Origin of the sequence: Bacillus sp. NEB1478 (assembly GCF_031582965.1) — a bacterium.
Classification (GTDB): domain Bacteria; phylum Bacillota; class Bacilli; order Bacillales; family Fictibacillaceae; genus Fictibacillus.
On record NZ_CP134049.1, the window covers coordinates 3,129,426 to 3,145,062 of the forward strand.

General features: G+C 38.3%; 18 protein-coding genes and 1 pseudogene. 8 read left to right on the top strand and 11 right to left on the bottom strand.

Translation table 11 applies throughout. The annotated features are described in order from the left end of the window. Positions 1 to 40: 40 nt before the first annotated feature. The 3 genes from RGB74_RS15755 to RGB74_RS15765 all read right to left on the bottom strand — a co-directional run bounded on the left by RGB74_RS15755 (position 41) and on the right by RGB74_RS15765 (position 1,540). Positions 41 to 598 (bottom strand): DJ-1/PfpI family protein, encoded by a 558-nt coding sequence (locus RGB74_RS15755; RefSeq protein ID WP_310760242.1) that lies wholly within the window; start codon positions 596 to 598, stop codon positions 41 to 43. Positions 599 to 973: 375 nt separating this feature from the next. Further along, positions 974 to 1,183 (bottom strand): hypothetical protein, encoded by a 210-nt coding sequence (locus tag RGB74_RS15760; RefSeq protein ID WP_310760243.1) that lies wholly within the window; start codon positions 1,181 to 1,183, stop codon positions 974 to 976. Between the two features lie 132 nt (positions 1,184 to 1,315). Continuing rightward, positions 1,316 to 1,540, bottom strand: coding sequence for a hypothetical protein (locus RGB74_RS15765; protein ID WP_310760244.1), 225 nt, complete (start codon positions 1,538 to 1,540; stop codon positions 1,316 to 1,318). A gap of 329 nt (positions 1,541 to 1,869) precedes the next feature. Between RGB74_RS15765 and RGB74_RS15770 the strand changes: the two genes are divergently transcribed. The 3 genes from RGB74_RS15770 to wrbA all read left to right on the top strand — a co-directional run bounded on the left by RGB74_RS15770 (position 1,870) and on the right by wrbA (position 4,056). Further along, a complete protein-coding gene (locus RGB74_RS15770; RefSeq protein WP_310760245.1) occupies positions 1,870 to 2,535 on the top strand; it encodes a phosphatase PAP2 family protein in 666 nt (221 codons plus the stop codon). 346 nt (positions 2,536 to 2,881) lie between these two features. Further along, positions 2,882 to 3,319, top strand: a complete 438-nt coding sequence (locus tag RGB74_RS15775; protein ID WP_310760246.1) for a hypothetical protein — start codon at positions 2,882 to 2,884, stop codon at positions 3,317 to 3,319. Between the two features lie 110 nt (positions 3,320 to 3,429). Next, positions 3,430 to 4,056 (top strand): NAD(P)H:quinone oxidoreductase, encoded by a 627-nt coding sequence (gene wrbA, locus RGB74_RS15780; protein ID WP_310760247.1) that lies wholly within the window; start codon positions 3,430 to 3,432, stop codon positions 4,054 to 4,056. 86 nt (positions 4,057 to 4,142) lie between these two features. Here wrbA and copZ read toward each other — a convergent pair whose 3' ends face one another. From copZ to RGB74_RS15800, 4 genes are all read right to left on the bottom strand, one after another. Beyond that, the gene (gene copZ / locus RGB74_RS15785) at positions 4,143 to 4,352 is read right to left on the bottom strand and encodes a copper chaperone CopZ (RefSeq protein WP_310760248.1); all 210 of its coding nucleotides are present in this window, start codon (positions 4,350 to 4,352) and stop codon (positions 4,143 to 4,145) included. Positions 4,353 to 4,399: 47 nt separating this feature from the next. After that, positions 4,400 to 4,945 (bottom strand): TVP38/TMEM64 family protein, encoded by a 546-nt coding sequence (locus RGB74_RS15790; RefSeq protein WP_310760249.1) that lies wholly within the window; start codon positions 4,943 to 4,945, stop codon positions 4,400 to 4,402. A 404-nt stretch (positions 4,946 to 5,349) separates the two neighbouring features. Next, the gene (locus RGB74_RS15795) at positions 5,350 to 5,742 is read right to left on the bottom strand and encodes a hypothetical protein (protein ID WP_310760250.1); all 393 of its coding nucleotides are present in this window, start codon (positions 5,740 to 5,742) and stop codon (positions 5,350 to 5,352) included. Between the two features lie 34 nt (positions 5,743 to 5,776). Beyond that, positions 5,777 to 6,988, bottom strand: coding sequence for a DUF418 domain-containing protein (locus RGB74_RS15800; protein WP_310760251.1), 1,212 nt, complete (start codon positions 6,986 to 6,988; stop codon positions 5,777 to 5,779). Positions 6,989 to 7,131: 143 nt separating this feature from the next. Here RGB74_RS15800 and RGB74_RS15805 point away from each other — a divergent pair, with 143 nt between their 5' ends. From RGB74_RS15805 to RGB74_RS15815, 3 genes are read left to right on the top strand one after another with little or no spacing between them, the layout of a single operon-like run. Further along, a complete protein-coding gene (locus RGB74_RS15805; RefSeq protein ID WP_310760252.1) occupies positions 7,132 to 7,935 on the top strand; it encodes a GDSL-type esterase/lipase family protein in 804 nt (267 codons plus the stop codon). After that, positions 7,932 to 8,846, top strand: coding sequence for an ABC transporter ATP-binding protein (locus tag RGB74_RS15810; protein ID WP_310760253.1), 915 nt, complete (start codon positions 7,932 to 7,934; stop codon positions 8,844 to 8,846). The genes RGB74_RS15805 and RGB74_RS15810 overlap by 4 nt, the downstream gene beginning before the upstream one ends. Further along, positions 8,839 to 9,819 (top strand): ABC transporter permease, encoded by a 981-nt coding sequence (locus tag RGB74_RS15815; protein WP_310760254.1) that lies wholly within the window; start codon positions 8,839 to 8,841, stop codon positions 9,817 to 9,819. The genes RGB74_RS15810 and RGB74_RS15815 overlap by 8 nt, the downstream gene beginning before the upstream one ends. Before the next feature lie 93 nt (positions 9,820 to 9,912). Here RGB74_RS15815 and RGB74_RS20160 read toward each other — a convergent pair whose 3' ends face one another. From RGB74_RS20160 to RGB74_RS15830, 4 genes and pseudogenes are all read right to left on the bottom strand, one after another. Beyond that, positions 9,913 to 10,863, bottom strand: coding sequence for a methyl-accepting chemotaxis protein (locus tag RGB74_RS20160; protein WP_396136073.1), 951 nt, complete (start codon positions 10,861 to 10,863; stop codon positions 9,913 to 9,915). Beyond that, positions 10,858 to 11,922 (bottom strand): annotated as a pseudogene (locus RGB74_RS20165) (cache domain-containing protein); the annotation flags it as partial. The pseudogene RGB74_RS20165 and the gene RGB74_RS20160, both read right to left, overlap by 6 nt. Positions 11,923 to 12,368: 446 nt before the next feature. Then, a complete protein-coding gene (locus RGB74_RS15825; protein WP_310760256.1) occupies positions 12,369 to 13,076 on the bottom strand; it encodes a TerC family protein in 708 nt (235 codons plus the stop codon). 126 nt (positions 13,077 to 13,202) lie between these two features. Continuing rightward, complete coding sequence (locus tag RGB74_RS15830; RefSeq protein WP_310760257.1) at positions 13,203 to 13,400, bottom strand: hypothetical protein; 198 nt, start codon at positions 13,398 to 13,400, stop codon at positions 13,203 to 13,205. Positions 13,401 to 13,558: 158 nt separating this feature from the next. On the opposite strand from RGB74_RS15830, the gene RGB74_RS15835 reads away from it, so the two are divergent. Then, on the top strand, positions 13,559 to 14,371 hold the full coding sequence (locus tag RGB74_RS15835) for a YihY/virulence factor BrkB family protein (RefSeq protein WP_310760258.1): 813 nt from the start codon (positions 13,559 to 13,561) through the stop codon (positions 14,369 to 14,371). 155 nt (positions 14,372 to 14,526) lie between these two features. Continuing rightward, positions 14,527 to 15,561, top strand: coding sequence for a sporulation integral membrane protein YtvI (gene ytvI / locus RGB74_RS15840; protein WP_310760259.1), 1,035 nt, complete (start codon positions 14,527 to 14,529; stop codon positions 15,559 to 15,561). The last annotated feature ends 76 nt before the right edge of the window (positions 15,562 to 15,637 follow it).

Here is a 15,637-nt window from a genome sequence, read left to right on the forward strand (position 1 = left end):
GCGTAAGCCAGAGAACGTAAGGGGGAGCATCGTTAATTCCTTAAAAGGAACTTGTACCTTTATAAAAATTATATTCTTCAAGGCCGTCAAAGCATTTCAAACGGTCCCCGATCGTTAAGCCAAAATCAATATATGCATGACTTTGGGCAGTAAGGATATTCTTATCTTCTACCAATGGTTTAGAAGTGAAATTCCCATTTAGCCAGATCCCCGCCTTTGAGTATTCATCTTCTTTCAAAGAAACGGTATAAGTACGATCATTTAATATACCCGCTCTGCCTAAAATTGCTGCACCGTTACCGATCGCGGCAATTTTTATCCCTTCGCGGTTAAACACTTGAATTAAATGCAAAAGTCTTGTGTTTCCTTGGGTGAATACTTGTTTTCCTCCGGGTATGATCAACATTTCATAATCCATTGGGCTGATATTCTTCATCTTAATGACAGGCTGCATCATTAATCCACATTCACTCGTAACAGTTCCTGGCAATAGTGAAAAAGGTAAAACCTCATATTTTCTACCGACTATAGACAAAGTTGTCATAATCTCAACTTCTCTAAATTGAGGATACAAATAAACAAGTACTTTCTTTTTCACGCCATTCACCCGTCCTGTTACAATTTTACCCGCCTTTCATAAGATCGTTGGGATAACCTTATTGTAACAAGGGTGATGAATCCTGTGTATTGGGAAAATTGAACGAGAACATGTGCTTTCTTTTTAGTATAATGCATGCAGTTTTCCCAAGTTTTCTGGTAAGAAATAGCGGTTATTATCTAAAAAAGCAACGGAATAAGCAACTTCTCTGTTGATAACCAGAAATTTTACATCCTTTCCGCTGACGATAGACTAAGATTTCTCATTCGTATTCTGCTTATTGTGTCTTGCTAGTACGTGTTTCCACCAGTGTCCCTAATAAATAAAATAGAGATCATCCTTTTAAGACGATCTCAACTTTCAATTATTTTAATATCATCTAAAACCTTTGCCTTTTGTAAGATGGCAAGGGACTCCTTTTCCGAAAGCTCCTGGTTCACTCATTCGTTCAATATATTCCAGTCCTCTTGCACATTGTGTTTTACAAGCAATGCATGTTTCGCTCGTTACCATTTTCAATGTGTGCTGATATTTATTAACTTGGCTGTCATATTTATTATTTTTCTTCGCTTTTTTTTTCGCCATTTCTTCTGCACTCCCCTACCCTGAACTCTAAACACAGTGTATGTTGGCAGAGGGACTTTTGACATAAAGAAACTTAGTTAGTAAATGATTTTAAACTTATTCGATAGTTACACCTATAACAGTAAAAAAAGACTACCCGATATGCAGGTAGTCTTCATCATGCTCTAATTTAAAATCAATGGATTCAATGACTGCCAGTGAATAAATATAATCACTGTCAAATTTGTCATAAGACGACATGAACTCTTTAAGCGGCATGTTATATTTATTCCATACCACTTCCATCATCCAATCATGGCTAATTTCAAAATACTCTCCATCATAGCGGCTAACTTTAATGGTATTGCCTACATACATCCATAACACTCCTTTCAAAAGAGGTTAATTATGCAATAGGTCACACGGTTGTACCTTCATTATATTGTATTTATCAGAAAAGTCAAAAAATATTTCGTTTTATTTGATATTATTACTACTTGTCACAAATAGTGCCAGACCTTTTGAAAAAATACTGGGGAACACTAATAGAAGAAACATTGAAAAAATTTTTGGTAAAATTGAAGGGTTTTTGAATGACACAACACCCACAATATGGTAATTTTTAAGGATACGTGTATATCTTCACAGAACGGGTATAGAAATAGAATAATTAAATTGTTTGATAATTGATAAAGGAGTAGTTCGTAGTGCGATTAATAAAAGAGAATATTTTGGCATTATGTCTTCTCCTCTCAATCCCTTTACTAAGTATCATTTATGGTGTGTTAAACAATGGGGAGCGTGGAGCAAGACAACTTATCACTGCAGTAGATCACAAAATCCCATTTATAGAGATTTTTGTGGTTCCCTATTTATTATGGTATGCGTTTATTTTTTTGATGTTTGTTTATTTATGTGTATTTGATCGAGCGATTTATTACAAGACCTTATTAAGTTTTTGCATCGGTATGCTTACTTGTTATGCTGTATACTTCTTTTTTCAGACGACTGTCCCCCGCCCTGATTTAAATGGAGATGGGATTATTACTGGCATGGTTAAATATGTATATGGGGCCGACCAGCCTTTTAACTGTTTTCCGAGTATCCATGTTCTTACCAGTTATTTAATGATTTTGGCGATACGCCACAGTAAAACATGGACCATTAAAAAAGACTTTTTCGTTTCAACGATTTCATTCAGTATTATCCTATCGACTTTATTTCTTAAACAGCATGTCGTATTAGATGCTGTTGCAGGTATTTTACTCGGAAGCTTACTTTTCAAACTTTTTTATTACTTGGAAGCAGAAATGGTTTTTTCATTTTTCAAACGGTTGTTTAAAGCTAAATTGCCTAGCTCAGAAAAAAGTTAAACATTTCGCAAAAAGAACAGCTCAATGTGATTCTATCACTTTGAGCTGTTTTTTATTTGCTCTGAACATCGTTGTTGAAATTGCAAAGAAAATCTGTGACACTTCTGCGGAAAAACGTGCATCCGAGATCCCGCAGGAGGTACGACGAGGAGACTTGGCGGTTCGTCAGTGGAAAGGAATTGGATTTTCTGACCTTCAAGAATTATCAACACTATCAATTAACAGAGCTTTTTATTAAATATTAAGAAAGGTGTTTTTGTTTTTAGCGGTATTATTATCAATTTTTGAGTTAGGCATATCTCTAAAAATGATGAAATAAAGATATAAATGGGAAGGAGTGATACCAATGAATCATAGAAATGCTGATCCAGAAGCAGTGAATCGTACGGACAAATCGATGCATGAGCTTTGCAAGCAGCATATGTATTATCACGTTATCGCACAAACGAGCGGTGGTCAGCAAGTGGAAGGAATTATTACGGATTTGGATCATAAAAATGTTTACATGCTAGTCCCGCAATACATGATGCCTGCTGATGAAGAACAGCAGGGTGCACAGCAGCAACCCGAAGAGCAGATGACTCTGCAAAGCGCCCAGCAGTCTGGCCAAGTAAGCCAACAAATACAGCGTCAATGGAATGGCGGCCCGCATTATCGAAGGTATTACCGACAGATATTCCCAGTTTCTACAATTGTTGCACTATCACTTTATCCATTGTACTACACACCTTATCCATATCCAGCATACCCATCCCCTTATTCTTATCCATATTATCCATATTAAAAAAATGATGGCCTGATAAGAATTCAGGCGTTTTTTTTATTTTTAATGATTTTAACCTTATAGAAACGGGAAGAGTAATATCGTCGTTAAATTTAAGGAGGTAGATTATTTTGGCTAATGTTTTAGTTGTTTATTACAGTTCATATGGACACATTCATGAAATGGCTCTGGCAGCTGCTGAAGGTGCCAAGCAGGTAGAAGGTGCAGAAGTTAAAGTCGTAAAAGTTCCAGAATTTGAAATAACGAAAAAATATATGTCACAGCAGGATGCATATGTTAAAGCTCAAGAAGCTCAGGAAGATATTCCGGAGGCTACACTTGATGATTTAAAATGGGCTGATGGAATCGTTTGGGGGATACCAACGAGATATGGCATGATGCCTGCACAGATGAAGCAGCTTCTGGACTCTGCTGGAGGTCTTTGGGCAAATGGAGATCTTGAAGGTAAAGCAACAGCGGTTATTACAAGCTCGAATACGATTCATGGCGGACAGGAATCCACAGCTATTACTTCATTTGTTCCGTTGATGCATTTTGGAATGATCTATGTAGGTCTCCCTTACGGCGAAAATCCAGAACAGATGACGGCCGATGGTATCGGCGGTTCACCGTATGCTGCATCAACTGTTGCGGGAGCTGACGGAAGCAAACAGCCAGCTGATGGTGAAAAACAAATGGCCTCACGATTAGGAGCACGAGTTGCAAAAGTTGCAAAAGCACTAAAAGGAAACATCTAATTTGTAACTGGACAAGCTTTCTATAAAATAGGGGTCTGTCCCGGGGTCAGACCCGGGACAGACCCCTTCTTTATATAGAACGTTTATTAGTTTTTAACATCATAGCCTTGCTCTTCTACTGCTTCACGCATTTCCGCAACCGTTACTTTGGACAAATCCACTTCTACATCAACTTTACCTGATTCAAGATGAACCACTACGTTTTTAACACCATCCAGCTCAGTTAATGCTTTAGTTACCGCACTTTTACAATGTCCGCAAGTCATACCTTCTACATTGAATGTTTTCATTTCCATTTTAATTTCCTCCTAATTTTGTTTTAAACTTACTCGTTTTAATTTGCTTATATTCTCAACTTTTTTACAATTCCATAAATCCCTATCAGTGCGATTACCCCTAAGATTATCTTTCCTTCCCTATTCCACTCAGTTATATTGTATACCGAGTAAGCTTCCAGAATAAGAGCTGGAATTTTCCCCAGTGAGCTGCCTGCTGTAAATATTCCTATAGAAACGGTGCCAATCGCGCCTGCAAAAGTAACAAGACCAGATGGGACGAATGGCAGCAGACGCAATGAAAAGATTAAGGTAAAAGCTTCTTTCCCTCGAGCATTCAGCAGTTTTACCACCCGGGGGTACTTCATCAGCTTTTGTCTGGACACGCTCTGAAATCCTTTTCTGTATAAAGCAAAAGAAACGACCGCTCCAAGTGCCTCTCCAATAAAAGAAACAGCCGTTCCGTACCAAAATCCAAAGAACAGAATATTTGCAGCTGTTATAAAAACGGATGGGACAATACCCAACACAGCAATTATGATATTTATGAAAAGGGAGACCGCCACTGCCCACTCACTGTATTCATTAAAAAAAGTTAAGATTGAATCCGTCACTATGTATCGCCCCCACATTGGTTAACATCAACAAAGTTTATGGTACTAAAAAAACCATGCATCTGCATGATTTTAGATCGGTATTATTATGAAGAGCTGGTTCACCTCATACCTTGAAGGAAAATTCATGTATACTGCTTAAAAAAGCTTATAAAAACGAAAAAAATCAGAAAATAAGGTAGAAAATGTTTATTTTCATCTTCCATTTTAATATAATAGGATCTTTCTGCCTGACAATAAATACTCTCCACGCCATATATCCACAGTAAACCTTATTTATTCCACAGTAATCGCTCATATATCCACGAAAATAAAGCATAATTCCACGTTAATTTTGATTTAACCACGAACCGACATGCTTCGACGCGATCATACTCCTCTACCCCGACAACAATCTATTACGATCATTTTTTCCTTTTCACTAAATAGCTTAAAACTAAATAAACAATTCCCATACACAAAATGAAGATTTCGTTATTAAATCCCAACGCCCCGAACGAAACGAAAAAGGTTATGACTGAACCGATACCAATGATAAAACAGAATCCCATATAAGACTTTTTCCAAGCTTTACTTTTTAGCTTATAAGATCCAAAGGCTGTAATTAAACCGCATAGAAGAAGTATACAAAAAACCATCAAAACGGAACTGCCCATTGAAGAATTATCCGGTGTACCATTTAATGCTTTTGATAAACTCATTCCGATTAAAGACAAGATGCCAAATCCGATTGCTCCAATGATTGTTAACACACCTAAGGTCACACCTACCGTTTTTGTATATCCATACTCTTGCATCTGCCCGCCTCTTTTCTTTTTTTTCATCGTCACATTATGCAGATTGTTCTTTTGCTCTTTTTAACCGCTGAACTTTACCGTAAGTCAATGACCTCCAAACCCACTCAAATGGACCAAAGTAATAATTAGCAAGCCACCATTTCGAAAACACAACTTGAACACCGAAAATAATAAATGCAAAACATACGCCAACTAACGGACCATACTTTCCATACAGACCAAATCCATAGCTATAAAAAATAGTTGTTGCGACTATTGATTGTGTTAAATAATTCGTAAACGCCATCCTGCCTGTAAAACGGAATAAGTTAAACAAACGTTTAAACTTTCCATGTCTATTGAGAAGAACAATCGAACAAATATAAAAGATACTCATCATCGGACCGCCAAATTCATATCCCCAGGACATTACCGTGTCATAGTGCCAATCTTCGCCTTTATAACCAAACCATAGTATAGGCAGCAGCTTGCTTCCTGCCCCTAAGATCATCGTAGCAAACCAAAGCTTCCACAACGTTCTGTTTGAAAAAGTACGCTTTTTAGCCGCATATGCTCCCCAAAGAAACATCGGCAGCAGCCCTGCTATAAAAAATGGCAGAAAGCTGTTTAAATCTGTCCATTCTCGTATACGTTCTGACGTAATTTCTCCAAATGTTCCTTCACTATAAATTTGTACCGATTGTTTAATTTCTGAAAGGTAATGCGCGTTTGACGCTGCCTGTTCACTTAATGCAGTCCCGCTAGCCCAGTAGAAATAAGTAAGGCTGGTCATAAACAAACCGTACAGAACGAGGAGCACTATTCCTGCGATCAGCAAAAACTTAGGCGGCAGCTTATAAAATAAAAGCATCAGCAATCCAACGATCGAATACGTAATCAGAATATCTCCGTACCAAAAAAGGACGACATGAAGAATTCCAAATGCCAGCAAAACGAATTGCCGTCTGATCCAAACTGTAACAAAACCTTTATCGTTTTCTGCCGCTCTTTCGGCCATCAATATCATTCCAAATCCAAACAAAAACGAAAACATTGTAATGAAATTTCCTTGAACAAAAAAGTCCAGTAAAATATTCGTCCAAATGTGATAAGGCTGATCAAAAAATTCATAACTTAAGCTTCTGACCGGATCATCTGGACCCGAAAAAGATTTCATATTAACGAGTAAAATACCAAAAATGGCGATTCCTCTTAAAATATCTAACGATTCTATCCGCTGTTTTTCACCAATCGGAGCCCACTTCATATATATAACCACTCATATTTTTGCATATTTTCACTCCTCTTTGATTTATTTTACCTTAAAAAGGCAAAAAAGTTAGAATACGATTCATTTTTTGCTATCCTATAAAGAACAGAGTAAGGGAATCGGGAAGGATGAAGACCGTTTTGAAAAAGTACATGCTAACTGTAATATCTGTTGTTTCGATTTTGGCTACCGTTATATGGCTGCTCGGTTTAGGATGGACACTGCAGGATCAGTTCACTGCCAATAAACAATTAATGAAACCAGAAGAAAAAATAGAATCAGCCATCCAAAAAAAGGATGATAATAACTTAAACATTTTCGCTTTAGGCGATTCTTTAACGCGAGGAACAGGCGATGCTGACAGTAAAGGATATGCTGGCTACCTTGCAGACATCATAAAGAAAAAGTCAGACAAAGATGTCAACCTTATCAATACAGCTGTTAAAGGGGAGAAATCACAGGGGCTTCTCAGGCAGCTTCATCAACGCGAAATACAGCGTCAGGTGAAGAATGCAGATGTTATTATCATGACGATCGGCGGCAACGATCTTTTCCAGCAAGGTACCGCTTTAGAATCCTTAAATCTCACTAAAATAAATACACAAAAAGATGTCTACCTTAACAACGTTTCAAAGATTTATAAACAACTGCGAGAATTAAACGATCAAGCTGTCATCTATCATGTCGGTCTCTATAACCCATTCAGTAATCTAGCAGATGCAAAAACAACATCCTCTATCGTACGAGACTGGAACTTTCAAACAGCAGAAACGGCGGCCGCTTTTCAAAAAATCGTTTATGTTCCTACTTTTGATCTTTTTCAGCTTCAGGTTGAAAACTTTTTATACACAGATCAATTTCACCCTAATACAAAAGGTTACAAGCTTATCGCAGAACGCGTAGCCTCACTGATCGACTTTGAACAGGAGGAAAAAGAGTCATGACAAATACTCCCGCATTAGAAGTAAACCATCTCACAAAGAAGATTAAAGGCAAGCAAATTATAAAAGACGTCTCATTTACACTTTATCCAGGGGAAGTATTTGGATTTCTGGGACCAAATGGAGCTGGGAAGACGACGACGATCCGGATGATCGTCGGTTTGATCTCTCCTACTTCAGGTACGATAAGAATCGGCGGAAGAAATGTACGGACAGAATTTACAGCAGCGATGAAACACCTTGGCTGTATTGTTGAAAACCCAGAGCTTTATTCTTATTTAACCGGTTGGGAGAATCTGGACCATTTTGCTAGAATGGATCCTTCCATTTCAAAAGATAGATTAACAGAAGTTATAACACTAGTAGGTCTGTCAAATCGAATACATGACCGTGTCAGTACATACTCCCTCGGGATGAGACAAAGGCTCGGAATTGCCCAAGCTCTGCTAGGAAAACCAAAAGTACTTATTCTCGATGAGCCGACAAACGGTCTTGATCCTGCTGGAATACGGGAGATGCGAGAATTTATCAGACAGCTTGCAACGGAAGAAAATTTAAGTGTACTCGTTTCATCACATCTACTGAGCGAGATTCAGCTTATGTGTGACAGAGTCGCTATTATTTCAAAAGGCTCTGTCATTCGAACAGATTCGGTAGAAAATTTACTTGCAGAACAAGAAAGAGTGATTTGGAAAGCAGAGCCTATCGAGTTTGCAAAACAGCTTTTACAAGAAGAAACGGCTGTAACAGAAGGTCCAGACGAAACTTTGATTACGCTTTGTAATGAATCATTATTGCCAGAGTGGAACAAAAAGCTTGTTATGGCTGGAGTGAAAGTTAAAGAGATGAGAACACAGCTGCCTTCTCTTGAAGACTTGTTCTTGGAAGTGACAGGAGGAGAAACTATTGATTAATCTTGTGCGCAATGAAATGCTGAAGCTCCTTCGAAAAAAAAGATTATACGTCATCGTGCTCATTATCGCTTTCCTCGTACCATTATTTACATACGCTCAGTTCAAGCAGATCCAGGAACAGCGCGAAAAGATGGGGACGCAAGATTGGCGGACCGTTCTTCAGCAAGAAATAACGGATACCCAAAACAGACTCAGTTCTAGCCGCCTGCAGGATGAGTGGCGCAAATACTTAAAGATCAGATTATCTCAGCAGCAGTATTATCTTGAAAATGACATCGACCCCAACACACCTGGCGCTCCAACGTTTATGCGTGTTTTTGTAGAGAATTCGATTGACTTGTTATTACCTCTTCTCGTCATGGTTATCGTCGCTGACCTCGTTTCTTCTGAATCAAGCGGAGGTACGATAAAGCTTCTGCTGACCAGACCAGTAAAAAGATGGCGCGTTTTGTTAAGTAAATATATAGCCATGCTGCTTTCTGTTTCATTTATTGTCCTTTCAGTAGCCTTTTTATCTTATACGATATCAGGATTAGTTTTCGGATATGGTGGCTGGAGTATGCCTCTTTTAACCGGGTTTTCTGTTTCTGGAGATGAGCTCGTTACAGATTTTGTGCATATCGTCCCGCAATGGCAATACATTTTGATGGAGTTCGGCCTCGTCTGGTATGTGTGTGTCATCGTCGGTACATTGACCTTTATGCTTTCGGTATTGTTAAGAAGTACCGCTGCAGTAATGGGAATCATGCTCGCTTCTCTCATCGCCGGGGCAATCCTCATCAACATGGTATCTTCATGGGAAAGCGCAAAATATTTCTTTATGGTCAACTTACAGCTCACAAACTATATAAGCGGAATGGCTACGCCAATCGAAGGAATGACATTAGGATTTTCAATGACTGTCCTTGCAGTTTGGGGACTTGCCGGCTTTATCATTTCATTCGTAACCTTTTCAAAACGGGATATTTATTAAAAGGGCTTTGTTAAAAGAATTCTAAAAATAGCTAAAAAAAAGGAAACAGAGCTCAAGGCTTTGTTTCCTTTTTATATCAATTCAACAGTATTCTTAATCGATTTTAAAATACTTAATCATATTCGCTAATGAGTGAGAAGCCTCGTTCAATTCCTCTGCTGACTTTGAAACGGTACTAAGTGCACGAACTTGTTCTTCTGTAGATGCACTCACTTGCTCACTTGCGGCTGCGGATTGTTCCGCTACAGCTGCAATGCTTTGAATAGAAGCGACTACTTCATCTTTGTAGTTGTTTATGACATCTACTTCACTCGTAATCTCTTGAATGGATTTAACCATATTATTCATCGTAGCAGCGATTTCATTAAATGCTAGCTCTGTATCAGAAACTGTTTGATTTTGCTCATACGCAATCTGTTTCGTCTGCTCCATTTCTTTTACAGCGCGTTCGGATTCTGTTCCGATTCCGGTAATTGTTTTTCTGACTTTATCTGCCGCGATTGCTGATTGTTCAGCGAGTTTACGGACTTCATCTGCAACCACCGCAAAGCCTCTTCCGCTATCACCCGCTCGAGCCGCTTCAATGCTTGCATTTAAGGCAAGCAAGTTGGTCTGTTCAGAAATATCCGTTATCGATTGAATGACATGTTCAATTTCTTCCACTTTATTTGCGAGACCTGAAATGACTTCTTCAATATTGTGCAGCACTTTGTTGCTCTCACTCGTTTTTTCACGCAGAACGTTCATTTGGGCAAGACCGTTTGTGTTCGCAGTTTCCGCAAATGATGATAAGCGGGTCATTTCTTCTGCATGGCTGTTTACTTTTTCAATTTGTGAAGACAAATCGAGCGTTCTTCTATTCGTTTCGTCCGCATCCTCTGCCTGTGTTGTAGCTCCTGACGCAATCTCTGCAACCGCTCTGGATACTTCTTCACTCGCGGCAATCGTCTCTTCCGACACAGCGCTTAAGTTTGATGTTGATTCATTCACCGTCTCAACAGATTGACTGACTGAAGCAATCAGTCCTCTCATGTTTTCTACCATCGCATTAAAATGATGAGTGAGAGTCCCCACTTCATCTTTGGATTTTGTATTGACCGAAACTGTCAGATCGCCCTCTGCTACGAGCTGTACTTGTTTTTGCAGATTCCTGATTGGATTCGCGATACTTCTAGCTAAGAAATAGGTTAATAAAAGAGCAATGACTACAGCAATAGAAGCGAATAATAAAACGGTATTTCTAAGCTGCTGGGCATCTTTCAACAAATCTGCTTTTTTATAAACTAATCCGAGCTTCCAGCCTGTATCCTTAATTGAATTGTAAAATAGCTCACGGTCCGTATTTTTATACTTATAATAGATGTTTCCTTTTTCATTATTAAACATCTCTTTAATAAAAGAATGCTTGCTTAAGTTTTTTCCTTGTTCATTTGGATGTACAAGTGCCATCCCTTTTGCATCCAATAGTATTGGGTAACCATTATAGCCAACCTTCGTTTGATTGATCATACTAGATAGACCAGCAAGACTTAAGTCCATTCCAACTACACCAAGAACTTCACTGCTCACAGGATCAAGCACAGGCTTAGCCACTGTCACAACATATTCTCCAGAACTTGCATCTTTATAAGGTTCTGTCCACATCACTTTTTCTGGCGATTGAATAGCCGTTTGATACCACGGCCGGCTAGTCGGATCAAAACCTTCAGGAAGATCAATCTTAGGCGAGGTTTTGAACTGCTTCGTTGCAGCCCCTACATATAAAATAGCCGCATTTTTGTTCAGATCTAAAAAATGATGGAAATCCTGATCGACAATCGGCCACGATTCTCCAATCCCTTTTGTTTCATCCGTCTTTAATGTTTGTAAATAATTGATCAGACGGCTATCTTTACTATAGCGGTCAATTGTACTTCCATAAGACTTTAAATATAACTCTGTTGAAGATTTCACATCGTTTGCTAGTCCCGTTGCTTGTTCTTGAATGTTCTTCTCCATCTGCTTTTTCGTTTGAAAATATGAAAACAATGAGGAAGAAATAAGCGCCACTGCAACGAGAATACTTACAGATAACATGACTTTAGTTTGTATCTTTTTAAACATCTGTTTAACCCCCTGTTCATCCCTGGTTCATTACCTTCTAAATATCGACAAATACTTACATGAGTTTTATCGCATAGGGCGAAACAGGTACAAAAGACACAGTTATTTTAAAAGCTACTCGTTACGTAGTAAGGATTACCCGCTGATGTTTAAGACGTGTCGTTTCTTGTCGACTCGGGGATATATGGTCAATTCTCGTTGGATTATGAACAAAAGTCGTTGGATTATACCTATTTTTCGTTGAATTATGATCAAAAGTCGTTGGATTAATAGCTTGTGCAGGTGAAAATTACAGTTTTCACCTTTCAAAATTAGGCTTTCTCCATCATAGTCCTGCTTAATGGGAGTCTAATCCTGCCAACAAACACTCCAATCCTGCAATCTTGCTCCTCCCATCAAAAAAAAAGATCCAAAAGGATAGGTTTCCTTTTGGATCAGCGCATCATTTATACTTCACTTTTAGTAGGGGGTGTTTCCGTTTCTTCCTCTTTTTCTTCACTCATTTTCTTCTTTTTCAGCATTCCCAGCCCTAATACGATAACGATCATTAAGAATTCAAATCCGTATTTAATGAAGTCATTTTCAAAATAAGGCTTCATGAATTTTTCACCGACGATCATTTTAGAAGCGGTCCACGCGAGCACTCCAGCACCAATCGTAATGATGAACGGATATTTTTCCATCAGTTTTAGGAATAAGGTACTTCCCCAAACAACAATCGGAACAGAGATCAATAATCCTATGACAACAAGCAGAAAATCTCCATGTGCGGCACCGGCTACTGCTAGAACGTTATCCAGCCCCATTACTGCGTCCGCGATAATGATTGTCCTGATTGCTGCGAATATATTATCTTTCGCTTGAACTTCGTGATCTTTTTCTTCTACCATTAATTTATAAGCAATATATAAAAGGATGAGTCCTCCCGCTAATAATAAACCTGGAATCTTTAAAAGCCAGACAACGGCTAATGTTGCTGCTGCTCTTATTACGATAGCACCTACAGTACCCCAAAGAATCACTTTCTTTTGGTTTTCTTTTGGTAAATTTCTAGCTGCTAATCCGATTACGATCGCATTGTCTCCCGCCAGAACTAAGTCGATGACGACAATCGCCAGTAATGCAGACCAAAAATCTGCTGCAAATAATTCCATTCCTAATATCCTCCCTGTTAAGCATCTGTTTAATAGTATAACCTTCAAAGATTGAATTAATTTCGATCAAATCATAGAAAAAAGGCTGCTAACAAAGCCTTTATGCCCTGCCAGGCTTATACCACTTTACATACAATAAGTGAAAAGGGTGTTTTTTCTCATGTTCTCATGCGGTTGTACTATTACGTGCATGTCGTGTGTATGAATAGGTGGTGCCCCTATTTTCTGCCAAGATATTTCTCCATGCTGCTGTCCCATTCTTCCGTCACCGCCTGCTACCTCTCCTTTAATTACTCTATGCAGCAGCGGCTGCGGCTCTAACACTGTTAGAAGTACCTCATCCTGCTGTAATAGATTTTAGTTTTTTCACCTCAACACACTACTACGGATAAACGAACGTTTTGTTTCAAAAAAAGCGTTCTTTTTTTTCATTAGGGGAATAATGCATGATAAGATAGCTGCAGTCTGGAGGACTTATACATATGCGCTGGTTGTTAAAGCAATGGCTTCACCGCTTTTTTGAAGATAAAGTGTTCGATCTGTCAGCACAGCTCGCCTATTATTTTCTCGTTTCTATTTTTCCGTTTGTTTTTTTGATCTTTACAATTCTAGGGTATTTACCGATTTCTACTTCTTATGTTTTAACTCTTTTTCAGTCTATTGCCCCTGAAGAGGCATATAAATTACTAGAATATAATTTAATAACAGTACTGGACGAGCAGCGGGGAGATGTATTATCTGTTTCGTTCGTTGTGATGATCTGGCTTGCATCCATTGGCATTCATGCAATTATTCGTGTATTCAACCAAGCCTATCAAGTAGAAGAAAGCAGACCCTTTTTTAAAGAACTGATATTAGGCATATTTTTAACATTTGGATTAGTAAGTGCGAGCATAACTGCACTCCTATTACCCGTTTTTGGAAGAACTATCGGCATGTATGTTTTTGAGAAAAGCGGTTTTTCAAATCCGATCTGGCAGATTTGGGAAACAGCCCGTTATGTTATTGGATTTTCTGTATTGCTTTCCATTTTCTCGGCACTGTATATGTTTGCACCAAACGTAAACTTATCATTCAAAAATGTTTGGCCAGGAGCCATTTTTTCCACTATAGGATGGCATGTCATTTCATACTTATTCTCATCTTATGTTTTGATTTTTGATTATAGTCAAATATACGGAAACCTTGGAGCACTTTTAACGTTGATGGTGTGGTTTTATCTTTCTGCGATGATTCTTATTGCAGGAGGACAGCTTAATGCTATTCTCGCTTTGAAAAAACAGTTAATAAAATAAAAGATTTTTGAAAACTTCACTTCTTACAATTGACTTTTTCACGCTGTCGTAACATCATTGTGTAGAGGGAGAATTTTCACCTCAATTTCCGGTCATAATGGTTAACATTAAACTGCAAATATACCGGATAATTTTACGGGGATAGGAGCCGGATCATGACTGTAAAGAACATCGTTTTACTGCTTATATTGCTTGCTGGAATCATCGTTTTTGTCTTTTACAGTATTCCTCTCCTTCTTGCATTAATTACGGCTATCATGCTCGAACCGATCGTAAAAATGTTTATCAAGCTGATGAAGGGCAGGCGGCTGCTTTCAGTTACGATTACATTTTTATTATTTTTAACAGGAACCGGCCTACTTACATATTGGCTTGTTACAACACTCGTTATTCAGGTCATCGAATTCATAACCGTTCTCCCATCCTATTCTGTCCATTTGTTTGAAATAGCAGAAAACACATTTTATGAAATGGAAAACTTTTATGCTAGTCTGCCTCCTGAGGTGGTTGGAACACTCGAGGACAGCTTAAGTGGATTAAGAGAATACGCCGTTCAATCTGCAAAAGGACTTACAACAGGCATTTTAGGAATTATCACTTCTATACCAGGATTAATGATTTACTTTATCATTTACCTTGTAGCCCTATTTTTATTTTCATTGGACTTACCTAGATTGTACGCTGAATTTCTTAACTTATTTACAACTTCTGCACGCGAGAAAGTTGAACTTGTTTTTAGCCAGTTATCTAAAGCAACAGTCGGTTTTTTCAGAGCGCAGATTATCTTAAGTTTTGTTACTTACATTCTAGCTTTTGTCGGACTTATGATATTAGATGTACAATATGCTGTAATCATAGCGGTCTTAATCGTCGTAGTCGACATTCTTCCTATATTAGGAACGGGATCTGTACTTGTTCCATGGGCCGCATATTCGTTCTTCGTTAATCATAATGATCACCTAGCCATTGGCCTTTTGATCATGTTCGGTCTCATTACCATCATTAGAAGGATTATTGAACCAAAAATTCTCGGATCGAGCCTTGGCATATCTGCATTAGCAGCTCTCGTATCCCTTTATATCGGTTTCAAACTTCTCGGATTTATGGGATTGATCATCGGACCTGCCATAGTGATTATTTATGAAGCACTTAGAAGTGCCGGATTCTTGAAAATCAAAATTGATTTTTAACGCTTGAAAACAAAAAACGTGTTTCCTTTTATAAGGGAAATGCGTTTTTTTACATTTAGAGGTTAGAAAACATGTG